The 24,554-nt window shown below is 56.2% G+C and carries 23 protein-coding genes and 1 other RNA gene; 20 read left to right on the top strand and 4 right to left on the bottom strand.

The window, feature by feature from the left end:
• Positions 1–15 precede the first annotated feature (15 nt).
• From SK47_RS17975 to SK47_RS17930, 10 genes are all read left to right on the top strand, one after another.
• Complete coding sequence (locus SK47_RS17975) at positions 16–1,293, top strand: zinc-binding dehydrogenase (protein ID WP_047654184.1); 1,278 nt, start codon at positions 16–18, stop codon at positions 1,291–1,293.
• Positions 1,290–2,261: a class II fructose-bisphosphatase gene (gene glpX / locus SK47_RS17970; protein ID WP_047654183.1), complete on the top strand. Its 972-nt coding sequence runs from the start codon at positions 1,290–1,292 to the stop codon at positions 2,259–2,261. The genes SK47_RS17975 and glpX overlap by 4 nt, the downstream gene beginning before the upstream one ends.
• Before the next feature lie 15 nt (positions 2,262–2,276).
• Positions 2,277–2,786, top strand: coding sequence for an MltR family transcriptional regulator (locus SK47_RS17965; protein ID WP_045337282.1), 510 nt, complete (start codon positions 2,277–2,279; stop codon positions 2,784–2,786).
• The gene (locus SK47_RS17960; RefSeq protein ID WP_048244880.1) at positions 2,783–3,493 is read left to right on the top strand and encodes a nucleoside/nucleotide kinase family protein; all 711 of its coding nucleotides are present in this window, start codon (positions 2,783–2,785) and stop codon (positions 3,491–3,493) included. The genes SK47_RS17965 and SK47_RS17960 overlap by 4 nt, the downstream gene beginning before the upstream one ends.
• Positions 3,494–3,786: 293 nt before the next feature.
• Positions 3,787–4,806, top strand: coding sequence for an erythrose-4-phosphate dehydrogenase (gene epd, locus SK47_RS17955; protein ID WP_003860076.1), 1,020 nt, complete (start codon positions 3,787–3,789; stop codon positions 4,804–4,806).
• Between the two features lie 49 nt (positions 4,807–4,855).
• Positions 4,856–6,019 (top strand): phosphoglycerate kinase, encoded by a 1,164-nt coding sequence (gene pgk, locus SK47_RS17950; protein WP_045350802.1) that lies wholly within the window; start codon positions 4,856–4,858, stop codon positions 6,017–6,019.
• Between the two features lie 92 nt (positions 6,020–6,111).
• Positions 6,112–7,191 carry a class II fructose-bisphosphate aldolase gene (gene fbaA / locus SK47_RS17945; protein WP_003860079.1) on the top strand — a complete coding sequence of 360 codons (1,080 nt, stop codon included), beginning with the start codon at positions 6,112–6,114 and terminating at the stop codon, positions 7,189–7,191.
• 187 nt (positions 7,192–7,378) lie between these two features.
• Positions 7,379–8,233: a small-conductance mechanosensitive channel MscS gene (gene mscS, locus SK47_RS17940; RefSeq protein WP_003860082.1), complete on the top strand. Its 855-nt coding sequence runs from the start codon at positions 7,379–7,381 to the stop codon at positions 8,231–8,233.
• 145 nt (positions 8,234–8,378) lie between these two features.
• The gene (gene argO, locus SK47_RS17935; protein ID WP_003860085.1) at positions 8,379–9,014 is read left to right on the top strand and encodes an arginine exporter ArgO; all 636 of its coding nucleotides are present in this window, start codon (positions 8,379–8,381) and stop codon (positions 9,012–9,014) included.
• 92 nt (positions 9,015–9,106) lie between these two features.
• Positions 9,107–9,847 carry an oxidative stress defense protein gene (locus SK47_RS17930; RefSeq protein WP_023314807.1) on the top strand — a complete coding sequence of 247 codons (741 nt, stop codon included), beginning with the start codon at positions 9,107–9,109 and terminating at the stop codon, positions 9,845–9,847.
• A gap of 48 nt (positions 9,848–9,895) precedes the next feature.
• Here the strand turns inward: SK47_RS17930 and argP are convergent, their stop codons facing one another.
• Positions 9,896–10,789: a DNA-binding transcriptional regulator ArgP gene (argP, locus tag SK47_RS17925; protein ID WP_003860089.1), complete on the bottom strand. Its 894-nt coding sequence runs from the start codon at positions 10,787–10,789 to the stop codon at positions 9,896–9,898.
• A gap of 127 nt (positions 10,790–10,916) precedes the next feature.
• Here argP and rpiA point away from each other — a divergent pair, with 127 nt between their 5' ends.
• Both rpiA and serA read left to right on the top strand, forming a co-directional pair.
• Positions 10,917–11,576 (top strand): ribose-5-phosphate isomerase RpiA, encoded by a 660-nt coding sequence (gene rpiA / locus SK47_RS17920; protein WP_003860091.1) that lies wholly within the window; start codon positions 10,917–10,919, stop codon positions 11,574–11,576.
• 266 nt (positions 11,577–11,842) lie between these two features.
• Complete coding sequence (gene serA, locus SK47_RS17915; protein ID WP_003860093.1) at positions 11,843–13,075, top strand: phosphoglycerate dehydrogenase; 1,233 nt, start codon at positions 11,843–11,845, stop codon at positions 13,073–13,075.
• Positions 13,076–13,177: 102 nt separating this feature from the next.
• Here the strand turns inward: serA and SK47_RS17910 are convergent, their stop codons facing one another.
• The 3 genes from SK47_RS17910 to zapA all read right to left on the bottom strand — a co-directional run bounded on the left by SK47_RS17910 (position 13,178) and on the right by zapA (position 14,353).
• Complete coding sequence (locus SK47_RS17910) at positions 13,178–13,774, bottom strand: 5-formyltetrahydrofolate cyclo-ligase (RefSeq protein ID WP_048244879.1); 597 nt, start codon at positions 13,772–13,774, stop codon at positions 13,178–13,180.
• Between the two features lie 24 nt (positions 13,775–13,798).
• Positions 13,799–13,982, bottom strand: a non-coding RNA gene (gene ssrS / locus SK47_RS23430) — 6S RNA.
• A gap of 41 nt (positions 13,983–14,023) precedes the next feature.
• A complete protein-coding gene (zapA, locus tag SK47_RS17905) occupies positions 14,024–14,353 on the bottom strand; it encodes a cell division protein ZapA (protein WP_003860096.1) in 330 nt (109 codons plus the stop codon).
• A gap of 167 nt (positions 14,354–14,520) precedes the next feature.
• Between zapA and SK47_RS17900 the strand changes: the two genes are divergently transcribed.
• The 8 genes from SK47_RS17900 (at position 14,521) to SK47_RS17865 (ending at position 24,552) form a co-directional block, all read left to right on the top strand.
• Positions 14,521–15,099 (top strand): YecA/YgfB family protein, encoded by a 579-nt coding sequence (locus tag SK47_RS17900; protein ID WP_003860099.1) that lies wholly within the window; start codon positions 14,521–14,523, stop codon positions 15,097–15,099.
• Between the two features lie 31 nt (positions 15,100–15,130).
• Complete coding sequence (pepP, locus tag SK47_RS17895) at positions 15,131–16,444, top strand: Xaa-Pro aminopeptidase (protein WP_086527952.1); 1,314 nt, start codon at positions 15,131–15,133, stop codon at positions 16,442–16,444.
• Positions 16,441–17,619 carry a 2-octaprenyl-6-methoxyphenyl hydroxylase gene (gene ubiH, locus SK47_RS17890; RefSeq protein ID WP_003860103.1) on the top strand — a complete coding sequence of 393 codons (1,179 nt, stop codon included), beginning with the start codon at positions 16,441–16,443 and terminating at the stop codon, positions 17,617–17,619. The genes pepP and ubiH overlap by 4 nt, the downstream gene beginning before the upstream one ends.
• Before the next feature lie 12 nt (positions 17,620–17,631).
• On the top strand, positions 17,632–18,834 hold the full coding sequence (gene ubiI, locus SK47_RS17885; protein ID WP_048244877.1) for an FAD-dependent 2-octaprenylphenol hydroxylase: 1,203 nt from the start codon (positions 17,632–17,634) through the stop codon (positions 18,832–18,834).
• Between the two features lie 397 nt (positions 18,835–19,231).
• Positions 19,232–20,326, top strand: coding sequence for a glycine cleavage system aminomethyltransferase GcvT (gene gcvT, locus SK47_RS17880; protein ID WP_003860107.1), 1,095 nt, complete (start codon positions 19,232–19,234; stop codon positions 20,324–20,326).
• Positions 20,327–20,349: 23 nt separating this feature from the next.
• Complete coding sequence (gcvH, locus tag SK47_RS17875; protein WP_006811885.1) at positions 20,350–20,739, top strand: glycine cleavage system protein GcvH; 390 nt, start codon at positions 20,350–20,352, stop codon at positions 20,737–20,739.
• Positions 20,740–20,864: 125 nt separating this feature from the next.
• The gene (gene gcvP, locus SK47_RS17870; protein ID WP_047654181.1) at positions 20,865–23,738 is read left to right on the top strand and encodes an aminomethyl-transferring glycine dehydrogenase; all 2,874 of its coding nucleotides are present in this window, start codon (positions 20,865–20,867) and stop codon (positions 23,736–23,738) included.
• Between the two features lie 70 nt (positions 23,739–23,808).
• Positions 23,809–24,552 (top strand): SDR family oxidoreductase, encoded by a 744-nt coding sequence (locus tag SK47_RS17865; protein ID WP_045342400.1) that lies wholly within the window; start codon positions 23,809–23,811, stop codon positions 24,550–24,552.
• Positions 24,553–24,554: the final 2 nt, after the last annotated feature.

Below are 24,554 nucleotides of genomic sequence, written 5' to 3'. Positions count from 1 at the left end.
GTTCCTGGAGTCATTATGAAAACGAAAGTGGCTGCCATTTATGGCAAGCAGGATGTTCGTATCCGCGAATTCGAACTGCCCGAAATAAGCGACAATGAACTGCTGGTGAGCGTAATTTCCGACAGCGTTTGTTTATCAACCTGGAAGGCGGCGAAATTAGGCAGTGAACATAAACGTGTGCCGGACGATCTGGAAAATCATCCGGTCATAACCGGACATGAATGTGCCGGGGTGATTGTTGAGGTCGGAAAAAACCTTACCGGGAAATTTAAAAAAGGTCAGCGCTTTGTTTTACAACCGGCAATGGGATTGCCGAGCGGTTATTCTGCTGGCTACAGCTATGAATATTTTGGCGGCAATGCGACGTATATGATTATTCCAGAAGTCGCAATTAATCTGGGCTGCGTTTTACCTTATCACGGCTCCTATTTTGCGGCGGCTTCGCTGGCGGAACCCATGTGCTGCATTATCGGCGCGTATAACGCCAATTATCATACGACACAATATGTCTATGAGCACCGGATGGGCGTGAAACCGGGAGGTAATATTGCGCTTCTGGCCTGCGCCGGGCCGATGGGAATTGGCGCTATTGATTATGCGATTAACGGCGGGATTCAGCCGTCGCGCGTTGTGGTGGTGGATATCGATGAGGCACGCCTTACGCAGGCGGAAAAACTCCTGCCGGTTGAGCTGGCGGCACAAAAGGGCATTGAGCTTATCTATGTTAATACCTCCGAACTGGAGAACCCTGCCGCTACGTTACGCGCATTAACTGACAATGCAGGCTTTGACGACGTGTTTGTCTATGCCGCGGTTCCGGCGGTCATTGAACTGGCAGACGATCTTCTCGCCGAGGACGGGTGCCTGAATTTCTTCGCCGGACCAACGGACAGCAATTTCAAGGTGCCGTTTAATTTTTACAACGTCCATTACAACAGTACCCACGTGGTGGGCACCTCCGGCGGCTCGACGGAGGACATGAAAGAGGCGATTGCGCTGAGTGCGACAGGCCAGCTCCAGCCGTCGTTTATGGTGACCCACATCGGCGGTCTGGATGCGGTGCCGCATACGGTACTCAATCTGCCGGACATTCCTGGGGGCAAGAAGCTTATCTATAACGGTGTCACCATGCCGTTAACGGCCATTGCCGATTTTGCCGAAAAGGGTAAAACCGATCCGCTTTTCCGGGAGCTGGCAAGGCTTGTGGAAGAGACTCACGGCATCTGGAATGAAAAAGCAGAGCGCTATCTGCTGGCGAAGTTTGGGGTGGATATTGGGGAGGCGGCCGCATGATGTCTCTGGCATGGCCGCTCTTTCGCGTCACGGAACAGGCGGCGCTGGCCGCCTGGCCGCAAACCGGGTGCGGCGATAAAAACCGAATCGACGGGCTGGCGGTAACCGCCATGCGCGAGGCGCTAAACGCGATAGCGATTCGCGGGCGTATCGTCATCGGTGAAGGTGAGATCGACCATGCGCCAATGCTGTGGATTGGCGAGGAGGTCGGAAGCGGCGTCGGCCTGGCGGTGGATATTGCCGTCGATCCCATTGAGGGGACCCGCATGGTGGCGATGGGACAAAGCAATGCGCTGGCAGTGATGGCGTTTGCGCCTGAGGGCAGCCTGTTTCATGCCCCTGATATGTACATGAAAAAACTGGTGGTTAACGCAGCGGCAACCGGGGCAATCAGCCTCGATCTCCCGCTGGCAGAAAACCTTCACAACGTTGCCCGGGCGCTGGGTAAGCCGCTGGAGCATCTGCGGATGGTAACGCTGGACAAACCGCGCCTGCATAATGCAATTGCCGAGGCAAGGCAGCTGGGCGTGAAAGTGTTCGCGCTGCCCGATGGCGACGTCGCCGCCAGCGTTCTGACCTGCTTACAGGATAATCCCTATGATCTGATGTACACCACAGGCGGCGCGCCGGAAGGGGTGATCTCTGCCTGCGCGGTGAAAGCGCTGGGTGGCGAAATGCAGGCGGAGCTGATCGATTTTTGTGAAGCGAAAGGGGAGAGTCCTGAGAACCGTCGGGTCGCCGTGCAGGAGCACCGTCGCTGTGCGGAGATGAAGGTGGAAGTCAATCGTATCTATACCCTTAGCGAACTGGTAAAGGGCAATGACATCCTGTTCAGCGCGACGGGCGTGACGGGTGGCGAACTGGTTAAAGGTATTCAACAGGTTGCGGAGGGTGTGCGCACGCAAACTTTACTGATCGGCGGCGCAGATCGAACGTGTAATATAATAGACTCTCTGCATTCACGGTGATTTATCGAGATACAAATGACGACGCTGACAGAAGACGACGTGCTTGAGCAACTGGATGCTCAGAATAACCTCCTCGCATTCATGACGACGGCACAGTCTTTTTTGCTCCAGGGCATTAAATGTTTTCTGCCGTCGCTGTTTGTCGATAACGATGAAGAGATCGTGGAATATGCAGTGAAGCCGTTACTCGCCCGGAGTGGGCCGCTTGATGACATCGACGTGGCGTTACGCCTGATCTATGCGCTGGGGAAAATGGAAAAATGGCTCTACGCCGACATTACGCATTTTTCACAGTTTTATCAGTATCTGAAAGAGCAGGATACCCTCCCTGGCTTCGCCGATGACATCACCTGGGATTTTATCAGCAACGTTAATTGCATCACCCGTAACGCGACGTTATTCAGCGCGCTGGAGTCGATGAAATTTGCTGACTTTGCCGCATGGTCTGAGGTGCGCTTTACCGCAATGATCAAGACGGCGCTCACCCTGGCGGTAACGACAATTTTAAAGGAACTTACGCCGTGAAAATTGGGCTAACGGTTAACGGGCTACATGTAGAAGCACATTATCCTGACGACGAAATTGAAAATGTTCATAAGCCTTTGCTGCGGCAACTGGCGAAACGGCATTTCGCCAGCGCCAGCAGACGTACGATTGTTTTTCTCAGCGCGCCGCCCGGGACGGGCAAATCCACGCTGACCGCCTTCTGGGAATTCCTCTCTCGTCAGATGGAGGGGATGCCGCCGATCCAGACGTTGCCGATGGATGGATTTCATCACTACAACGTCTGGCTGGAAGCGCATAACCTGCGCGCGTACAAAGGCGCCCCGGAAACCTTTGATGTCGACAGGCTGGCGCAACATCTGCGGCAGATAAAAGAGGGCGACAGTACCTGGCCGCAGTATGACCGACAAACGCACGATCCTGTCGAAGAGGCAATCGTGGTAACGGCCCCTGTCGTGATTGTTGAGGGTAACTGGCTGCTGCTTGATGACGAACGATGGCGAACGCTGATGGAATACTGCGATTTTTCATTGTTTATTCGCGCCCCCGCCGAAGCGTTACGTACGCGCCTGGTGGGACGTAAGCTGGCCGGCGGACTTTCTCAGGCCGACGCCGACGCGTTTTATGCGCGCACCGACGGGCCAAACGTGGAGCGTGTTTTGCGTCACAGCTGTCCTGCCAATGTGGAACTGATGATGTCGTCAAATGGCGAATACCGACTCGTCTGATCCTCCGCAGCTTTCAGTGGGAACACCGGTCGACCCGCCGCGTTTTTACGTGGCGGGATGGAAAGGGATTATTCCGGAAAAATGTGATGGAGATCAGATAAAATCGCTCTTAATCTGGACAGAGATTCCTTTTATTCCCCGATTCGCTTATTCTTGCTGAAGCGTTTCAGTCGATTAAATGTTCGACAATTGACCAATCAATCGCAGTTTGTGACAGCAAGGATTCCCCTTCGGGCGTCGCTGGATTACTCTTTCAGCCACCTCAAACTCAGGGATAGCTTTGCAGGAGATCTATGACCGTACGCGTAGCGATTAATGGCTTCGGTCGCATCGGGCGCAACGTGGTTCGTGCTTTATATGAATCCGGGCGTCGTGCGGAAATCACCGTGGTGGCAATCAATGAACTGGCGGATGCTGCGGGCATGGCACATTTGTTGAAATATGACACCAGCCACGGTCGCTTTGCCTGGGATGTTCGCCAGGAAAGGGAACAGCTGTTCGTCGGTGACGATGCCATCCGCGTGCTGCATGAGAACAGTATTGAAGGGCTGCCCTGGCGCGAACTGGGTGTGGATGTGGTGCTGGACTGTACCGGCGTGTACGGTAACCGTGAACATGGCGAAGCGCATCTGAATGCTGGCGCGAAAAAAGTGCTGTTCTCCCATCCCGGCAGTAACGACCTCGACGCCACCGTCGTGTTTGGTGTTAACCAGCACGAGCTGCACGCTGAACACCGCATTGTCTCCAACGCCTCCTGCACCACCAACTGCATTATTCCGGTCATTAAACTGTTAGACGATGCTTATGGCATTGAATCCGGCACCGTGACCACGATTCACTCCGCCATGCACGATCAGCAGGTAATCGACGCCTACCATCCGGATTTACGACGCACTCGCGCGGCGAGCCAGTCAATCATTCCGGTGGATACGAAACTGGCTGCCGGGATCACCCGTATTTTCCCGCAGTTTAACGACCGTTTTGAAGCGATTGCCGTGCGCGTTCCGACGATAAACGTCACCGCAATCGATCTTAGCGTGACGGTGAAAAAACCGGTAAAAGCCTGTGAAGTCAACCTGTTGCTGCAAAAAGCGGCACAGGGAGCATTTCATGGTATAGTTGACTATACGGAATTACCGTTGGTCTCAGTAGATTTTAACCACGACCCGCATAGCGCCATCGTGGATGGCACGCAGACGCGAGTCAGTGGTGCGCACCTCATCAAGACGCTGGTCTGGTGTGATAACGAATGGGGCTTTGCTAACCGAATGCTCGACACCACGTTAGCCATGGCCGCGAAAGGTTTCAGGTAGAGCGCACCTTGCGCTTGCAAAACTTTAAGAATCAACGAGAGGATTCACCATGTCTGTAATTAAGATGACCGATCTGGATCTGGCAGGTAAACGCGTTTTCATCCGTGCCGATCTGAACGTACCGGTTAAAGATGGCAAAGTGACCAGCGACGCGCGTATCCGTGCATCTCTGCCAACCATTGAACTGGCTCTGAAGCAGGGCGCTAAAGTGATGGTCACCTCCCACCTGGGCCGTCCAACTGAAGGCGAGTACAACGAAGAGTTCTCTCTGCTGCCGGTTGTTAATTACCTGAAAGACAAACTGTCCAGCCCGGTTCGCCTGGTGAAAGATTACCTGGACGGCGTGGAAGTTGCCGAAGGTGAGCTGGTTGTTCTGGAAAACGTTCGCTTCAACAAAGGCGAAAAGAAAGACGACGAAACCCTGTCCAAAAAATACGCTGCGCTGTGCGACGTATTCGTGATGGATGCATTCGGTACGGCTCACCGTGCGCAGGCATCTACCCACGGTATCGGTAAATTCGCAGACGTCGCCTGTGCAGGTCCGCTGCTGGCTGACGAACTGGAAGCGCTGGGTAAAGCACTGAAAGAACCTGCTCGTCCAATGGTCGCTATCGTTGGTGGTTCTAAAGTTTCTACCAAACTGACCGTACTGGATTCTCTGTCCAAAATCGCTGACCAGCTGATCGTTGGCGGTGGTATCGCGAACACCTTCGTTGCTGCGCAAGGCCACAACGTGGGTAAATCCCTGTACGAAGCGGATCTGGTTGACGAAGCCAAACGTCTGCTGGGTACCTGTGATATCCCGGTTCCAACTGACGTTCGCGTGGCAACCGAGTTCTCCGAAACTGCTACCGCAACCCTGAAATCTGTTAGCGACATCAAAGATGAAGAGCAGATTCTGGACCTGGGCGACGTTTCTGCACAGAAACTGGCTGAAATCCTGAAAAACGCAAAAACTATCCTGTGGAACGGTCCTGTCGGCGTGTTCGAATTCCCGAACTTCCGCAAAGGGACTGAGATCGTGGCTAACGCAATCGCAGACAGCGAAGCGTTCTCTATCGCAGGCGGTGGTGACACCCTGGCAGCAATCGACCTGTTCGGTATCGCTGACAAGATCTCCTACATCTCCACTGGTGGCGGCGCATTCCTCGAATTCGTGGAAGGCAAAGTTCTGCCAGCAGTAGCAATGCTCGAAGAGCGCGCTAAGAAGTAAGCCATTCAGGGGCAGGGAAACCTGCCCAATTTTCAGCGCGCTTATCAGAGCTCGCACCATTTCTAACGGCCGAAGATACAGGACTAAGCAACATGTCTAAAATTTTTGATTTCGTAAAACCTGGCGTTATCACTGGTGATGACGTACAGAAAGTGTTCCAGGTAGCTAAAGAAAACAACTTCGCTCTGCCAGCAGTTAACTGCGTGGGTACCGACTCCATCAACGCCGTACTGGAAACTGCTGCTAAAGTTAAAGCTCCAGTTATCGTTCAGTTCTCTAACGGCGGCGCTGCGTTCATCGCAGGTAAAGGCGTGAAAACTGACATTCCTCAGGGTGCTGCAATCCTGGGCGCTATCTCTGGCGCACATCACGTTCACCAGATGGCTGAGCACTACGGTGTTCCGGTTATCCTGCACACTGACCACTGCGCGAAAAAACTGCTGCCATGGATCGACGGTCTGCTGGACGCAGGCGAAAAACACTTCGCAGCAACCGGTAAGCCACTGTTCTCTTCTCACATGATCGACCTGTCCGAAGAGTCTCTGGAAGAAAACATCGAGATCTGCTCTAAGTACCTGGCGCGTATGTCCAAAATGGGCATGACCCTGGAAATCGAACTGGGTTGCACCGGCGGTGAAGAAGACGGTGTGGACAACAGCCACATGGACGCTTCTGCACTGTACACTCAGCCAGAAGACGTTGATTACGCTTACACCGAGCTGAGCAAAATCAGCCCACGCTTCACTATCGCAGCGTCCTTCGGTAACGTACACGGCGTATACAAACCAGGTAACGTGGTTCTGACCCCGACCATCCTGCGTGATTCTCAGGAATACGTGTCCAAAAAACACAACCTGCCGCACAACAGCCTGAACTTCGTCTTCCACGGCGGTTCCGGTTCTTCTGCTCAGGAAATCAAAGATTCCGTAAGCTACGGCGTAGTGAAAATGAATATCGATACCGACACCCAATGGGCAACTTGGGACGGTATCCTGCAATACTACAAAACCAACGAAGCTTACCTGCAAGGTCAGCTGGGCAACCCGAAAGGCGAAGACCAGCCGAACAAGAAATACTACGATCCACGCGTATGGCTGCGCGCTGCCCAGACTTCTATGATTACTCGTCTGGAGCAGGCATTCAAAGAACTGAACGCGGTTGACGTTCTGTAATTTGAGCTGTTCATAGCGTCAAGAAGGTCCGCATATGCGGGCCTTTTTTTATGCTTTTTCAATATCCTGCAATACCTGATTTTGTGATCTGTTTGGCAAAGCCGGTGCTTTTTGTTTACCCTTTACTGACCTGCCTGTCTCCATGGGGGATGGATTTTGTGTTTTGGTTTAACAAAAGGAAGAATAAATGGAACAACTTGATGTTGTAGACAGCATCAATAACGCGGGTAACTGGCTGGTGCGCAACCAGGCGCTACTGCTGAGCTACGCCGTGAATATTGTTGCCGCTATTGCCATCATCATTGTCGGGATGATCGTGGCGCGTATCGTTTCGAACGCTGTCAACCGGGTGATGGTCGCACGACACATTGATGCCACAGTCGCCGATTTCCTCTCCGCGCTGGTCCGTTACGGCATTATCGCCTTTACGCTGATTGCGGCGCTGGGGCGTGTCGGCGTGCAGACGGCATCCGTCATCGCTGTGCTCGGTGCTGCCGGTCTGGCCATTGGTCTGGCATTGCAGGGTTCGCTGTCTAACCTGGCGGCGGGCGTATTGCTGGTGACCTTCCGTCCGTTCCGTTCCGGTGAGTATGTGGATCTGGGCGGTATTGCCGGTACCGTGTTGCAGGTTCAGATTTTCTCCACGACCCTGCGTACCGTGGATGGTCGCATTGTGGTAGTCCCGAACGGGAAAATCATTGCGGGCAATATCATTAACTTCTCCCGCGAGCCGGTGCGTCGTAACGAGCTGATCATCAGCGTGGCGTACGACTCCGATATCGATCAGGTGAAGTCGCTGATCGCCAACATCATTGCCTCTGACGATCGCATTCTGAAGGACCGCGAGCAGACCGTTCGTCTGAACGAGCTGGGCGCGTCATCTATTAATTTTGTGGTGCGCATCTGGAGCAAAAGCAGCGATCTGCAAAACGTTTACTGGGATGTGCTGGAGCGCATCAAGCGTGATTTCGATGCCAACGGCATCAGCTTCCCGTACCCGCAGATGGACGTAAACGTCAAAAAAGTCAAAGAAGCAGAGTAACGTCTCCCGTAGGCCCGGTAAGCGTCAGCGACACCGGGCTTTTCTTTTATTAGCCCAGCTAATACCCAATTAATATTATCCATTTCCTCTAATGACGTTCCCGCAGTATAGTCTGCCTCCAGGACAACTCTGCGAGAATTACGTCATGTTATCTTATTATTTTCAGGGGCTTGCGTTAGGTGCGGCCATGATCCTTCCCCTTGGACCACAAAATGCGTTCGTGATGAACCAGGGCATTCGCCGCCAGTATCATCTGATGATTGCCCTGCTGTGTGCGGTGAGCGATCTGCTGCTGATTTGCGCCGGGATTTTTGGCGGCAGCGCCCTGTTGATGCAGTCGCCGTGGCTGCTGGCGCTGGTTACCTGGGGCGGCGTAGCGTTTCTGCTGTGGTACGGGTTTGGTGCCCTGAAAACGGCCATGAGCAGCAATCTTGAGCTGGCTAGCGCCGAAGTGATGAAGCAGGGGCGTTGGAAGATTATCGTCACCATGCTCGCCGTGACGTGGCTTAACCCGCACGTCTACCTTGATACCTTTGTGGTACTGGGCAGCCTGGGCGGACAGCTGGACGTTGAGCCGAAACGCTGGTTTGCGCTCGGTACGGTCAGCGCCTCCTTCCTCTGGTTCTTCGGTCTTGCGATCCTGGCGGCGTGGCTGGCGCCACGACTGCGTACCGCCAAAGCACAGCGCATTATCAATACCCTGGTGGGGCTGGTGATGTGGTTTATTGCCTTCCAGCTGGCGAAAGAGGGCATTCATCACGTACAGGGATTGTTCAACTAAGCGTTGTCTTATGGACATCTGGACAAGACCCGCTAAGCTTGCTGGCATGAGCCCTGTTAACAGGGCACTCTTCGCAACATGGAGGAATGACAGTGAAGTTTAAGGTGATGGCCCTGGCGGCATTAGTAAGTTTAGGTGCGGTGTCGGTGCAGGCGAATGAACTGCCAAACGGCCCGCACATTGTCACTTCAGGCACGGCAAGTGTGGATGCGGTACCGGATGTTGCAACCCTGGCAATTGAAGTGAACGTGGCGGCGAAAGATGCTGCTTCCGCCAAGAAACAGGCAGACGATCGTGTTGCGCAATACCTCTCTTTCCTGGAACAGAACGGTGTCGCGAAAAAAGACATCAGCTCTGCGAACCTGCGTACCCAACCGGATTACGACTACCAGAACGGCAAAAGCATCCTGAAAGGCTATCGCGCCGTGCGTACTGTGGAAGTGACTGTACGCCAGCTTGATAAGCTCAACGGATTGCTGGATGGTGCGCTGAAGGCAGGGCTGAACGAAATTCGTTCCGTCTCGCTGGGCGTTGCGCAACCGGAGAAATATAAAGACGAAGCGCGTAAAGCGGCGATAGATGATGCCATTCATCAGGCGCAGCAGCTGGCTTCCGGCTTCAAGACCAAGCTCGGTCCGGTTTACAGCGTGCGCTACCACGTTTCAAACTACCAGCCAAGCCCGATGGTGCGGATGATGAAGGCGGACGCCGCGCCGGTTTCTGCTCAGGAAACCTACGAGCAGCCAACCATTCAGTTCGACGATCAGGTTGATGTGGTGTTCCAGCTGGAGCCGACTGAAACTCAGCAAACTGAGGCGGCTAAGGCGCAGTAGTTTGCCCTCACCCTAACCCTCTCCCACAGGGAGAGGGAATTCAAGCGATTAATCCTGTCTCAACACCTTATGCCCAAACGCCAGCAGCGCGTCGGTGACGTTGCGCATCATGCGGCTTTCCGGGGCAAAACGGTGCCAGTATAGCATCCGGCGCTGATACAGCCCCGGGGTTAAATCAATCAGCTCACCGCTTTTCAACTCTTTCTCAATCTGCAAATGCGGGATCATGCAGCAGGTGGTGCCCTGACGCGCGAGCTGTACGAAGGCTTCGGACGAGTTAACGATATGACACGGCACGCTGCCCGGCGGCAAATCGAAGTTTTGTTGCAGGAAGGCCTGATGCATATCGTCCAGATGGTCGAACGCCACGGCCGGCGCTTTCAGCAGCGCTGCGCGGGTGACGCCGTTCGGGAAGTAGCGCTCCGCAAAGGCTTTTGAACCCACGAACAGGTAGTCCAGCGCGCCCAGCTGATCGACAAGACAGCTTGGCAGCGCCTGCGGCTGAATACTGACCGCCCCAACCACTTCGCCACGGCGCAGGCGTTCCTGAGTGCGGGTCTCGTCTTCAACCTGAAGGTTCAGGCGGATAGGGGAGTCGGCCAGCACCGGCGCAAGGGCTGGCAGCAGCCAGGTTGCCAGACTGTCGGCGTTCACCGCCAGCGACAGCAGCAGCGGCGTAGAGCCGGTTTGTTCATCGCCCAGCCATTCATCTTCCAGCAGTTCAACCTGACGCAGCAAGGCGAGGAGCTTTTGTCCTTGCTCCGTCGGACGCGGCGGTACGGTACGCACCAGCAGCGGCTGCCCGAACATGTTTTCAAGCTGTTTGATACGCTGTGATACGGCGGACTGGGTGATGCACAGCTTTTGCGCCGCGCGCTCAAAACCGCGTTCACGAATAACTGCATCAAGTGCCTGTAGTGTTCTGTAGTCCGGACGTTTCATTGCTCTGGCTGACTCCTTAATTTTGCTTAATCTGCACTATGACACAATTTTCCCTTCGTGGCAGACGAAATCCATTCGACGTGTTCTATAATGCGCCCTGAGTTTTCACACCACAGGCAAAACGATCATGACGCAGGATGAACTGAAAAAAGCAGTAGGATGGGCCGCTCTCCAGTACGTACAGCCGGGTACCATTGTCGGTGTTGGTACGGGGTCGACGGCGGCGCACTTTATCGATGCGCTGGGCACGATGAAGGGGCAGATCGAGGGCGCGGTTTCCAGCTCCGATGCTTCCACGGAAAAGCTGAAAAGCCTCGGCATCACCGTTTTCGACCTCAACGAAGTGGACCGTCTGGGCATTTACGTTGATGGCGCGGATGAAATCAACGGCCACATGCAGATGATCAAAGGCGGTGGCGCGGCGCTGACCCGCGAAAAAATCATCGCTTCCGTGGCGGATAAGTTCATCTGCATCGCGGACGCCTCCAAGCAGGTCGACATTCTGGGGAATTTCCCGCTGCCGGTCGAAGTGATCCCGATGGCGCGCAGCGCGGTTGCCCGTCAACTTGTGAAGCTGGGCGGTCGTCCGGAATACCGTCAGGGTGTGGTGACCGACAACGGCAACGTGATCCTCGACGTTCACGGCCTTGAGATCCTCGATGCCATTGCGCTGGAAAATGCGATCAACGGCATTCCAGGCGTTGTTACCGTAGGGTTATTTGCCAACCGTGGCGCGGATGTGGCGCTGATCGGCACCGCTGACGGCGTGAAAACCATCGTAAAATGATCTGACGGGGGGAACGCTCCCCCCGCTAAAAAAATTTTGAAAAGCTAAATTCGGTGACTTGTGTCACGTTTTTCCGCCTCTTTTGCCGATCCTGCCACGTTCGTAATTTTCCGCAGCATTTTCCTCTGCCATTTTGCTCTGTATGACTTTTCTTCAGAGTGCCGACGCAAACGTTCATATTGCTGCAATAGTTTTTTTTGATATGTTGGCTGCACGGGATTTATATCCAGCACAACATCAGTTCAGATAAAAACAGGGTCGGGTAAATGGCAAAGGTATCACTGGAGAAAGACAAGATTAAATTCCTGCTGGTCGAGGGCGTGCATCAAAAAGCAATCGATAGCCTTCGTGCGGCAGGTTACACCAACATCGAATTTCACAAAGGCGCGCTCGATACCGAAGAGCTGAAAGCGTCCATCCGTGATGCCCATTTCATTGGCCTGCGATCCCGTACCCAACTGACTGAAGACGTTATTGCTGCGGCGGAAAAGCTGGTGGCGATTGGCTGTTTCTGCATCGGCACCAACCAGGTTGATCTGAATGCCGCCGCAAAACGCGGTATCCCGGTCTTTAACGCGCCGTTCTCTAACACCCGTTCCGTGGCGGAGCTGGTAATTGGCGAGCTGCTGCTGCTGCTTCGCGGCATTCCGGAGGCTAACGCCAAAGCGCACCGCGGCGTGTGGAATAAGCTGGCTGCGGGCTCCTACGAAGCCCGTGGGAAAAAGCTCGGGATTATCGGTTACGGCCATATCGGTACGCAGCTCGGTATTCTGGCGGAATCTCTCGGTATGCATGTCTATTTTTACGATATCGAAAGCAAGCTGCCGTTAGGCAATGCCACCCAGGTTCAACACCTGTCTGACCTGCTGAATATGAGCGACGTGGTAAGCCTGCACGTGCCGGAAAATGCGTCCACCAAAAACATGATGGGCGCAGAAGAGCTGGCGCTGATGAAGCCGGGCTCTCTGCTGATCAACGCCGCGCGCGGTACCGTAGTTGACATTCCTGCACTGTGCGACGCGCTGAAGCGTAAACATCTGGCGGGTGCGGCGATTGACGTGTTCCCGACGGAACCGGCCACTAACAGCGATCCGTTCACCTCTCCGCTGTGCGAGTTCGACAACGTGATCCTGACGCCGCACATCGGCGGTTCTACTCAGGAAGCGCAGGAGAATATCGGCCTGGAAGTGGCGGGTAAACTGAGCAAATATTCCGACAACGGTTCAACGCTCTCTGCGGTGAACTTCCCGGAGGTGTCTCTGCCGCTGCACGGTGGGCGTCGTCTGCTGCACATCCACGAAAACCGTCCTGGCGTGCTGACCGCCATCAACCAGATCTTTGCCGAGCAGGGCGTTAACATTGCTGCGCAGTATCTGCAAACTAACTCGCAGATGGGTTATGTGGTTATTGATATTGAAGCGGATGAAGACATCGCCGAGAAAGCATTGCAGAGCATGAAGGCCATTCCGGGGACGATTCGCGCGCGTCTGCTGTACTGATGGTGCGGTCTGTGGTGTCGGGTGGCGCTTACGCTTACCCGACCTACAATGTTCGAGGATTTATGTAGGCCGGGTAAGGCGTAGCCGCCACCCGGCTTTATCCTACCAGACCCATATTTTGCTGGGCGTCACCACCGCCGGTAACGGCACATCCCATTTCTCCACCGGCAACGCCTCCACGCCCTGGCAATCATGCGCGTAGCCTACCGGCTGCAATTCGTACTGCTGCCAGTTTTGTAGCGTCCTGTCGTAGAACCCCCCGCCCATGCCTAATCGCTGGCCCTGCTCGTCAAACGCCACCAGCGGCGTAATCAGCACATCCAGTTCAGATAGCGGCAGCACGTCGCGCACGTCGAGTTTGGGTTCGGTGATTTTCAGACGATTTACCACCAGCTCGCTGTGCGGATGGTAGTGCAGAAACAGCAGATTGCCCGGGCTAAAGGGATGTAGCACCGGCAGATAAACTTTTTTCCCGGCGCGCCAGAGCTGGTCGATAAGCGGTTGGGTATCCAGCTCACCATCAAACGAGAGAAACAGGGCGACGGTGTTTGCCATCACCACAGGCGGATAGGCCATCATGCGGGCGGCGGCCTGCTGGGCAAAATGTGCCTGTTGCTCGGCGCTTAAGGCGCGACGACGCTGGCGAATAAGCTGACGGATGTCCTGGCGTGAAGCAGAAACTTCAGGGAATTGAGTCATGGTAGTCGGTAGAAGAAAAGAGAGGGAATCTCCGAGATGCCGCCGCAGGCTGTAACCCTTGAACCCTTGGTTCAAGGTGAATGTGTCGTCATAGTTTTAAGGCTTCTCGGACGGACCGAGCATGCTCACCAACCATGGAGCGCCACATTCTTGTGGTATGAAATATCGGCTCAGGGGACTGGCCCGCTTGCGAACATCTCAGAGAAATTTTGTCTTCACAGTTACTCTACCATAGTCAACTGAGAAGTGTTATTCAAACTTTGGTCCCGGTCTTTCGGGACTGCGACCTTGATCAAGCAATGCCTGTTCTATGGTCTGCTGGAGCATTTTAATGCGCTGCTCCATGCTTGCCGCGTAATCGCGGGTCTTCGCTTTTTCCTGAGTCAGTTCATAGCTGATGTTCAACGCGGCGATGAAAACCAGCTGCTCAGTATTTGTGACTCTAGTGCGTTCTTTTAGATCTTGCAACCGCTGATTCAAATCGTCCGCAGCCTGATTCAAGGCATCCCTTTGTTCAGGCGGACAATTCACTCGCAGTGAACGGCCAAAAATCTGGAGATCGACGGGTTGTGCAGACATGCCACCTTCCTGCTGATTGACTGCGCTGCCTTCGCTTACTGCCCCGGGGGCTGCGAAGGGGCGACACTATAGCTACCCTGATGTGAAGATACAAGCCCTTTTCTGGTATCACCAGGGTCCAAAGTGGTAGCATATCATGAATATCCTCCCTTTGATGACGAATGCGTATGTCTATACAGAACGAAATGCCTGGTTACAAGGATTTAAACCAGTTACTGAACCAGCAGGGAGTCGGTCTGACCCCTGCCGAAATGCACGGTCTGATCAGCGGCATACTGTGCGGCGGAAACAGCGACAGCTCATGGCAGCCGCTGATCCACGACCTCACCAACGAAGGGCTGGCGTTTGGCCACGAACTGGCGGAAGCGCTGCGTAAAATGCACGCCGCAACCAGCGATTCCCTGGAAGACGATGGCTTTCTTTTTCAGCTTTATCTGCCTGAAGGCGACGATGTCAGCGTCTTCGATCGCGCCGATGCGCTCGCGGGTTGGGTAAACCACTATCTTCTTGGCCTGGGCGTAACCCAGCCTAAACTGGATAAAGTGACCGGCGAAGCGGGTGAAGCGATCGACGATCTGCGTAATATCGCCCAGCTCGGCTACGATGAAGACGAAGACCAGGAAGAGCTGGAAATGTCTCTCGAAGAGATTATCGAGTACGTGCGCGTGGCGTCTCTGCTGTGCCACGACAACTTTACGCGCTCGCAGCCGACCGCGCCGGAAGTTCGCAAGCCAACATTACACTAAGAAAAATAACGCACAGGAGGGTGTCATGGTTATCTCCAGTCAAGAGTATTCTCGCCGTCGTCAGGCGCTGCTGGCAAAAATGCAGCCGGGAAGCGCTGCCCTGATTTTCGCCGCGCCGGAAGTGACGCGCAGCGCCGACAGCGAATACCCCTATCGCCAGAGCAGTGATTTCTGGTACTTCACCGGGTTTAACGAGCCGGAAGCGGTACTGGTGCTGATTAAAAGCAATGACACCCACAACCACAGCGTGATTTTTAACCGCGTGCGCGATCTGACCGCGGAAATCTGGTTTGGCCGCCGCTTAGGGCAGGAGGCGGCGCCGGAAAAACTGGGCGTGGACCGTGCGCTGGCCTACAGCGAAATCAACCAGCAGCTTTACCAACTGCTGAATGGCCTGGACGTGCTCTATCACGCGCAGGGCGAATACGCGTATGCGGATGACATTGTCTTCACCGCGCTGGATAAGCTGCGTAAAGGCTCACGTCAGAATTTGTCTGCACCCGCCACCCTGACGGACTGGCGTCCGATGGTGCATGAGATGCGTCTGTTTAAGTCTGAAGAAGAGCTGAACGTGATGCGCCGCGCGGGCGAAATCAGCGCCCTGGCGCATACCCGCGCCATGGAAAAGTGCCGTCCCGGTATGTTCGAGTACCAGCTTGAAGGCGAAATTCACCATGAATTTAACCGTCACGGCGCGCGCTTCCCGTCCTATAACACCATCGTAGGCGGCGGTGAAAACGGCTGCATTCTGCACTACACCGAAAACGAAAGTGAACTGCGCGACGGCGATCTGGTGCTGATTGACGCGGGCTGTGAATATCAGGGTTACGCGGGCGACATCACCCGTACCTTCCCGGTGAACGGTAAATTCACCACCGCGCAGCGTGAAATCTATGACATCGTGCTTGAGTCTCTGGAGACCGCGCTGACGCTGTTCCGCCCTGGCACCTCCATCCAGGAGGTTACGGGCGAGGTGGTGCGCATCATGATTACCGGGCTGGTGAAGCTCGGCATTTTGAAAGGCGATGTGGACACCCTTATAACCGAAAACGCCCATCGTCCGTACTTTATGCACGGCCTGAGCCACTGGCTGGGGCTGGATGTGCATGACGTCGGGGCATACGGTCCGGAACGTTCGCGCGTGCTGGAGCCAGGCATGGTGCTGACCGTTGAGCCTGGGCTGTACATCGCGCCGGATGCCGACGTGCCAGAACAGTACCGCGGGATCGGCATTCGTATTGAAGATGACATCGTCATCACCGAAACCGGTAACGAAAACCTGACCGCGACCGTGGTGAAAAAAGCCGACGACATCGAGGCGCTGATGGCGGCGGCACGCGTATGAGCGTGATCATCGTTGGCGGAGGCATGACCGGCGCTACTCTGGCGCTGGCCATTTCGCAGTTAACCAAAGGCCAGCTTCCGGTGCATCTTGTTGAGGCGGTTGCGCCGCAGGCGGCCGATCATCCCGGCTTCGATGCCCGCGCCATCGCGCTGGCCCAGGGAACCTGCCAGCAGCTTGCGCGCATTGGGATCTGGCAGGCGATAGCGGACTGCGCGACGGCCATCGGCACCGTTCACGTCAGCGATCGCGGCCACGCCGGGTTTGTGACGCTGGATGCCCACGATTACCGAATTGAGGCACTGGGGCAGGTCGTCGAGCTGCATGACGTGGGGCTGCGGCTGTTCCGTCTGTTACAGGATGCCCCTGGCGTCACGCTGCACTGTCCGGCGCGCGTCGCCAGCTTCAGCCGCCGTGACGAGGCCGTCAGCGTGACGCTGGACAACGGCACCACGCTGGAGGGGCAACTGCTGGTGGCGGCAGATGGTTCACGCTCCGCGATCGCCACGCAGTGCGGCGTCGAATGGCGCTCTGAACCCTATGGACAGGCGGCGGTCATCGCTAATGTCTCTACGGCTGGCGCGCATAACGGCAGGGCATTTGAGCGCTTCACGGAGCACGGCCCGCTGGCCATGCTGCCGATGTCGAACGGGCGCTGCTCGCTGGTATGGTGCCATGCGCAGGATCGGGCCGATGAGGTTCTCTCCTGGTCCGACGAACGTTTTTGTTCCGAGCTGCAAAAGGCCTTCGGCTGGCGGCTTGGGCGCATCACCCACGCCGGAAAACGCGTGGCCTATCCGCTTGCGCTGACGACCGCATCGCAGACTGTCTCCCATCGCGTCGCCCTGGTCGGCAACGCCGCGCAGACGCTACACCCCATCGCCGGGCAAGGCTTCAACCTTGGCCTCCGTGACGTGATGAGCCTGGCCGAGCTCCTGGCCCGGACGTGGAGCGAACAACAGGATTGTGGCGCATACTCAGTGCTGAGCCATTACCAGAAACGACGCCAGGCGGACAAAGCGGCGACCATTGGCGTCACCGACGGTTTAGTCCACCTGTTTGCCAATCGCTGGGCACCGCTGGTTGCGGGTCGCAACCTTGGGCTTATGGCGATGGAACTGTTCATTCCGGCACGTGACGTGCTGGCGCAGCGGACCCTGGGTTGGGTCGCGCGTTAAGGAGTATTGACCGTGCAAAATGTTGATGTCGCCATTGTGGGCGGCGGAATGGTAGGACTGGCGCTGGCTTGTGGTTTACAGGGCAGCGGCCTGCGCGTGGCCGTGCTTGAGCAAAAAGCGCCGCAGCCTGTGGCGCAGGATGCACCGCCAGAGCTTCGCGTCTCGGCGATCAATGCCGCCAGCGAAAAGCTACTGACGCACCTTGGCGTCTGGTCTGAAATCGTGGCGCTCCGTGCCAGTTGCTATCACGGGATGGAAGTGTGGGACAAAGACAGCTTTGGCCGTATCGCGTTTGACGATGAAAGCATGGGGTACAGCCACCTTGGACATATCGTTGAAAACGCGGTGATCCACCACGCGCTGTGGCAGAAAGCGCAGCAGTGCAGCGACGTCACGCTGATCGCACCGGCGAAACTTCATCAGGTGGCGTGGGGCGAAAACGACGCGTTTATCACTCTTGAAAGTGGCGATATGCTGACTGCGCGTCTGGTAGTGGGTGCCGACGGCGCTAATTCCTGGCTCCGTAACAAAGCGGATATTCCGCTGACTTTCTGGGATTACCGTCATCACGCGTTGGTGGCCACAATCCGCACCGAAGAGCCGCACGGCGGCGTGGCGCGCCAGATTTTCCATAATGACGGCATTCTGGCCTTCCTGCCGCTTGCCGATCCGCATCTCTGCTCCATCGTCTGGTCCTTAGAGCCGGAGAAAGCGCAGCAGATGCAGGAGGCGACGCCGGATGCCTTCAGTCAGGCGCTATGCGTGGCGTTTGATAACCGTCTGGGCCTGTGCGGGCTTGAAAGCGAACGCCAGACGTTTCCGTTAACCGGTCGCTACGCGCGTCAGTTTGCCGCGCACCGTCTGGCGCTGGTGGGGGATGCGGCGCATACCATTCATCCGCTGGCCGGGCAGGGAGTGAACCTCGGCTTTATGGACGCGGCTGAGCTGGTTGAAGAGCTGCGTCGCCTGCATCGGGAAGGCAAAGATATTGGTCAGCATCTGTATCTGCGTCGCTACGAGCGCAGCCGCAAACACAGTGCGGCTATGATGCTGGCGGGTATGCAGGGCTTCCGCGAGCTGTTTGCCGGAGCGAACCCGGCGAAAAAACTGCTGCGCGATATTGGCCTCAAACTGGCCGACACCCTTCCCGGCGTAAAACCGCAGCTTCTTCGTCAGGCAATGGGCCTCAACGATCTTCCCGACTGGTTACGTTAATCTCGATCCCCGTCACACTTTATTTTCCCGGCCTGCGCGTCGGGGAAATTCCCTCGTTTGAAATAATCTAATTTCACGTCATTTTTCGCATTAGAAAATCTAATCTTACTATTTTTATGTTACGGAAATTCGGCCCATTTTTCCGCATGAAATATCAGCATCTGCTAAATCCTGTTAGATCATTGTTAATTTTATGCGGGTTTAATCGCATTTTCCCAGTGAATAACTCTGTAGGCTTTTCAGCGATTTTTGGTCATAAGCTAATGTGATGACCCGTTTTACCTTATGGTTAACCGCCGGTTTCGGTGGTAAGTTCAGGTAAAAGAGAACGTTTGCGTCGGCCCCCGATCGCGAGGCCGACACCGGGTTTCACGGTGAATTTTTCAACGAGGAAAAGATGGCTCAACAGACTCCTTTGTACGAACAGCACGTGTTATGCGGTGCCCGCATGGTGGACTTCCACGGCTGGATGATGCCGCTGCACTACGGCTCGCAGATTGATGAGCACCACGCGGTGCGCACCGATGCCGGTATGTTCGACGTGTCTCATATGACGATTGTCGACCTGCGCGGTAGCCGCACCCGGGAGTTTTTGCGTTATCTGCTGGCAAACGACGTCGCCAAACTGAAGACGCCGGGCAAAGCGCTCTATACCGGTATGCTCAATGCCTCTGGCGGCGTGATTGACGACCTCATCGTCTACTACTTCACCGAAGATTTCTTCCGCCTCGTTGTAAACTCCGCCACCCGCGAAAAAGACCTCTCCTGGATTTCCCAACACGCTGAACCTTACGCCATTGACATCACTGTCCGTGACGATCTGTCGCTGATTGCCGTACAGGGGCCAAACGCCCAGGCGAAAGCCGCGTCTCTGTTTAGCGACGAGCAGCGCAAAGCCACCGAAGGCATGAAGCCATTCTTCGGCGTGCAGGCGGGGGATCTGTTTATCGCCACCACCGGCTACACCGGTGAAGCGGGCTATGAAATTGCCATGCCAAACGAGAAGGCCGCTGATTTCTGGCGTGCGCTGGTGGAGGCAGGTGTGAAGCCTGCGGGCCTGGGCGCGCGCGATACGCTGCGTCTGGAAGCGGGGATGAACCTCTACGGTCAGGAGATGGACGAAGGCGTCTCTCCGCTGGCCGCCAACATGGGCTGGACCATCGCATGGGAACCGGCTGACCGTGATTTTATTGGTCGTGAAGCGCTGGAGATGCAGCGCGAGAAGGGCACTGAACAGCTGGTAGGCCTGGTGATGAAAGAAAAAGGCGTGCTGCGCGGCGAGCTGCCGGTGCGCTTCACCGATGCCGATGGCAATCATCGCGAAGGCGTGATCACCAGCGGAACGTTCTCCCCGACGCTCGGCTACAGTATTGCCCTGGCACGCGTGCCGGCGGGGATTGGCGAAACGGCGGTGGTGCAGATCCGCAACCGCGAAATGCCGGTCAACGTGACCAAACCGATTTTTGTTCGCGCCGGTAAGCCGGTCGCCTAACTATTTTTATCAGGAGAACTTCAATGAGCAATGTGCCAGCAGAACTGAAATACAGCAAAGAACACGAGTGGCTGCGCAAAGAGGCGGACGGCACTTACACCGTTGGGATCACCGAGCACGCGCAGGAGCTGCTGGGCGACATGGTGTTTGTTGACCTGCCGGAAGTGGGCGCAACCGTGAGCGCAGGCGATGACTGTGCGGTGGCGGAATCCGTTAAAGCGGCCTCTGACATCTACGCCCCGGTAAGCGGTGAAATTGTTGCCGTGAACGACGCGCTCAGCGACTCCCCGGAGCTGGTGAACAGCGAACCGTATGAAGGCGGCTGGATCTTCAAGATCAAAGCCAGCGACGAAGCGCAGGTTGCCGCGCTGCTGGATGCGACCGCGTACGAAGCACTACTGGAAGACGAATAAGCCATTTCCCTCTCCCCTTTGGGGAGAGGGTAGGGTGAGGGGAACAGACGATACCCTCACCCCAGCCCTCTCCCTTAGGGAGAGGGAGAAAACACATTCACTGCACGTTTCAGGAATCATCGCTCATGACACAGACTTTAAGCCAGCTTGAAAACCGTGGCGCCTTCATTGAACGTCACATTGGGCCGGATGCTCAGCAACAGCAGGAGATGCTGAAGACAGTTGGCGCGGATTCATTAAACGCACTGATCGGCCAGATCGTGCCAAAGGACATCCAGCTTGCCACGCCGCCGCAGGTAGGCGAGTCCACGACGGAGTTCGCCGCGCTGGCGGAGCTTAAGGCCATCGCCAGCCTTAACAAGCGCTATAAGTCTTACATTGGCATGGGCTACACCAACGTGCAGTTACCGCCGGTGATCCTGCGTAACATGCTGGAAAACCCGGGCTGGTACACCGCTTATACCCCATATCAGCCAGAAGTCTCCCAGGGCCGTCTGGAAGCGCTGCTGAACTTCCAGCAGGTGACGCTGGATCTGACCGGTATGGATATCGCCTCTGCCTCGCTGCTGGATGAAGCCACCGCCGCCGCCGAAGCGATGGCGATGGCGAAGCGCGTGAGCAAACTGAAAAACGCCAACCGCTTCTTCGTCGCGGCGGACGTGCATCCCCAGACGCTGGACGTGGTGCGCACCCGTGCGGAAACCTTCGGCTTTGAGGTGATTGTCGACGACGCTGAAAAAGTGCTGGATCACCAGGACGTCTTCGGCGTGCTGTTGCAGCAGGTGGGCACCACCGGGGAAGTACACGACTACGGCGCACTGATCGCCGAGCTGAAATCCCGTAAGATTATTGTTAGCGTCGCCGCTGATTTTATGGCGCTGGTGCTGCTGACGGCGCCAGGTAAACAGGGCGCGGATATTGTCTTCGGCTCAGCCCAGCGTTTCGGCGTGCCGATGGGCTACGGCGGCCCGCACGCGGCGTTCTTTGGCGCGAAAGATGAATTTAAACGCTCCATGCCAGGCCGTATTATCGGCGTATCGAAAGATGCCGCCGGTAACACCGCGCTGCGCATGGCGATGCAAACCCGCGAGCAGCATATCCGCCGCGAGAAAGCGAACTCCAACATCTGTACCTCGCAGGTACTGCTGGCTAACATTGCCAGCCTGTACGCGGTGTTCCACGGTCCGGCTGGCCTGAAGCGCATTGCCAGCCGCATCCACCGTCTGGCCGATATCCTGGCCTGCGGTCTGCAACAGAAAGGTCTCAGACTGCGTCATGAACACTATTTCGACACCCTGTGCGTCGAGGTGGCAGACAAAGCGGCCGTGCTGGCGCGCGCCGAGGCAGCGCAAATCAACCTGCGCAGCGACATTCACAATGCGGTCGGCATTACGCTGGACGAAAGCACCACCCGTGACGATATCCTGACCCTGTTCAACGTATTGCTGGGTGACGCACACGGTCTGGACGTTGATACGCTCGACAAAGAGGTTGCGCTCGACAGCCGCTCCATTCAGGAAAGCATGCTGCGCGACGACGCGATCCTGACTCATCCGGTGTTCAACCGCTATCACAGCGAAACCGAGATGATGCGTTACATGCACTCACTGGAACGTAAAGATCTGGCGCTGAACCAGGCGATGATCCCGCTGGGCTCCTGCACCATGAAGCTGAACGCCGCGGCTGAGATGATCCCAATTACCTGGCCTGAATTCTCTGAGCTGCACCCGTTCTGCCCGGCTGAGCAGGCGGAAGGGTATCACATGATGATCAACCAGCTCTCCGACTGGCTGGTGAAGCTGACCGGGTACGACGCGCTCTGCATGCAGCCGAACTCCGGCGCGCAGGGTGAATACGCCGGTCTGCTGGCAATCCGTCACTATCACGAAAGCCGCAACGAAGGCCATCGCGATATCTGCCTGATCCCAAGCTCCGCCCACGGTACCAACCCGGCTTCTGCCCAGATGGCAGGAATGGAAGTGGTGGTTGTGGCGTGCGACAAAAACGGCAACATCGATCTGGCCGACCTGCGCGCGAAAGCCGAGCAGGCGGGCGACAAACTCTCCTGCATCATGGTGACCTACCCATCCACCCACGGCGTGTACGAAGAGACCATCCGTGAAGTGTGTGAAGTGGTGCATCAGTTCGGCGGCCAGGTTTACCTCGACGGCGCAAACATGAACGCCCAGGTGGGCATCACCTCTCCGGGCTTTATTGGCGCGGATGTGTCGCACCTGAACCTGCACAAAACGTTCTGCATTCCGCACGGCGGTGGCGGCCCGGGCATGGGTCCTATCGGCGTGAAGGCGCACCTGGCGCCGTTTGTCCCAGGCCACAGCGTGGTGCAGATTGAAGGCATGCTGACCCGTCAGGGCGCGGTCTCCGCGGCACCGTTCGGCAGCGCCTCTATCCTGCCAATCAGCTGGATGTACATCCGCATGATGGGCGCGGAAGGGCTGAAGCAGGCCAGCCAGGTAGCGATCCTTAACGCCAACTACATCGCAACGCGTCTGAAGGACGCCTATCCGGTGCTCTATACCGGCCGCGACGGTCGCGTGGCGCACGAATGCATCCTCGATATTCGTCCTCTGAAAGAAGAGACGGGCATCAGCGAGCTGGATATTGCCAAGCGCCTGATCGACTACGGCTTCCACGCGCCAACCATGTCCTTCCCGGTTGCGGGAACGCTGATGGTTGAGCCGACTGAATCTGAAAGCAAGGTGGAGCTGGATCGCTTTATCGACGCCATGCTGGCGATCCGCAGCGAAATCGACCGCGTGAAAGGCGGGGAGTGGACGCTGGAAGATAACCCGCTGGTTAACGCGCCGCATACCCAGAACGAACTGGTGGCAGAGTGGAACCACGGTTATACCCGCGAGCTGGCTGTCTTCCCGGCAGGTGTGGCAAACAAATACTGGCCAACCGTGAAACGTCTTGATGATGTTTACGGCGACCGTAACCTGTTCTGCTCCTGCGTACCGATGAGCGAATACCAGTAACGTTGTTCCTGTAGTAACGTAGGCCGGGTAAGGCGAAGCCGCCACCCGGCTTTTTTATTGGGAGAAAAGAATGGCAATTGCACTGGTCACCGGCGCCAGCCGGGGTATTGGTAAAGCCACCGCGCTACAGCTGGCAAGCGAAGGCTACACCGTTGCGGTGAATTTTCATCACAACATCAAAGCCGCGACAGAGGTCATTAATCAGATCGTGGACGCGGGCGGTAAAGCCTTTGCCGTGCGCGCGGACATCAGCGATGAGGCGCAGGTGATGGCGATGTTCGCCAGCCTCGATCGCGAAGGTGAGCCGCTCGCTGCACTGGTGAACAACGCCGGAATTTTGTTTGAACAATCCACCATCGAAAACCTCTCCGCTGAACGTATTAACCGCGTGCTGGCTACCAACGTCACCGGCTATTTTCTCTGCTGCCGTGAAGCGGTGAAGCGCATGTCGCATAAACACGGCGGCAAGGGCGGCGCGATTGTGAATGTCTCCTCGGCGGCATCACGGCTGGGCGCGCCGGGGGAATATGTGGATTATGCCGCCTCAAAAGGGGCGGTGGATTCCCTGACTACCGGCCTCGCGCTGGAGGTGGCGGCACAGGGCATTCGCGTTAACTGCGTGCGGCCAGGCCTGATTTATACCGATATTCACGCCTCCGGCGGCGAGCCGGGGCGTGTGGATCGGGTGAAGTCGATGTTACCGATGCAGCGTGGCGGTCAGCCGGAGGAGGTCGCCCAGGCCATTGCCTGGCTGCTGAGCGACAAAGCCTCCTATGTTACCGGTAGCTTCCTGGAGCTGGCTGGCGGGAAGTAACG

The sequence above is a fragment of the Enterobacter sp. BWH52 genome (assembly GCF_001037565.1).
Lineage (GTDB): Bacteria > Pseudomonadota > Gammaproteobacteria > Enterobacterales > Enterobacteriaceae > Enterobacter > Enterobacter hormaechei_C.
Note: the sequence above shows the minus strand (reverse complement) of the source record. Positions and strands in the feature narration are given on the sequence as shown.

Bases quoted from the DNA above. Each gene is read 5' to 3' on its own strand.
- fbaA (WP_003860079.1), top strand. From the start codon at position 6,112: ATGTCTAAAATTTTTGATTTCGTAAAACCTGGCGTTATCACTGGTGAT.
- gcvT (WP_003860107.1), top strand. From the start codon at position 19,232: ATGGCTCAACAGACTCCTTTGTACGAACAGCACGTGTTATGCGGTGCC.
- SK47_RS17975 (WP_047654184.1), top strand. From the start codon at position 16: ATGAAAACGAAAGTGGCTGCCATTTATGGCAAGCAGGATGTTCGTATC.
- mscS (WP_003860082.1), top strand. From the start codon at position 7,379: ATGGAACAACTTGATGTTGTAGACAGCATCAATAACGCGGGTAACTGG.
- zapA (WP_003860096.1), bottom strand. From the start codon at position 14,353: ATGTCTGCACAACCCGTCGATCTCCAGATTTTTGGCCGTTCACTGCGA.
- epd (WP_003860076.1), top strand. From the start codon at position 3,787: ATGACCGTACGCGTAGCGATTAATGGCTTCGGTCGCATCGGGCGCAAC.
- ubiH (WP_003860103.1), top strand. From the start codon at position 16,441: ATGAGCGTGATCATCGTTGGCGGAGGCATGACCGGCGCTACTCTGGCG.
- serA (WP_003860093.1), top strand. From the start codon at position 11,843: ATGGCAAAGGTATCACTGGAGAAAGACAAGATTAAATTCCTGCTGGTC.
- argO (WP_003860085.1), top strand. From the start codon at position 8,379: ATGTTATCTTATTATTTTCAGGGGCTTGCGTTAGGTGCGGCCATGATC.
- glpX (WP_047654183.1), top strand. From the start codon at position 1,290: ATGATGTCTCTGGCATGGCCGCTCTTTCGCGTCACGGAACAGGCGGCG.
- argP (WP_003860089.1), bottom strand. From the start codon at position 10,789: ATGAAACGTCCGGACTACAGAACACTACAGGCACTTGATGCAGTTATT.
- SK47_RS17900 (WP_003860099.1), top strand. From the start codon at position 14,521: ATGTCTATACAGAACGAAATGCCTGGTTACAAGGATTTAAACCAGTTA.
- gcvH (WP_006811885.1), top strand. From the start codon at position 20,350: ATGAGCAATGTGCCAGCAGAACTGAAATACAGCAAAGAACACGAGTGG.
- gcvP (WP_047654181.1), top strand. From the start codon at position 20,865: ATGACACAGACTTTAAGCCAGCTTGAAAACCGTGGCGCCTTCATTGAA.
- SK47_RS17910 (WP_048244879.1), bottom strand. From the start codon at position 13,774: ATGACTCAATTCCCTGAAGTTTCTGCTTCACGCCAGGACATCCGTCAG.
- SK47_RS17965 (WP_045337282.1), top strand. From the start codon at position 2,277: ATGACGACGCTGACAGAAGACGACGTGCTTGAGCAACTGGATGCTCAG.
- rpiA (WP_003860091.1), top strand. From the start codon at position 10,917: ATGACGCAGGATGAACTGAAAAAAGCAGTAGGATGGGCCGCTCTCCAG.
- SK47_RS17865 (WP_045342400.1), top strand. From the start codon at position 23,809: ATGGCAATTGCACTGGTCACCGGCGCCAGCCGGGGTATTGGTAAAGCC.
- pgk (WP_045350802.1), top strand. From the start codon at position 4,856: ATGTCTGTAATTAAGATGACCGATCTGGATCTGGCAGGTAAACGCGTT.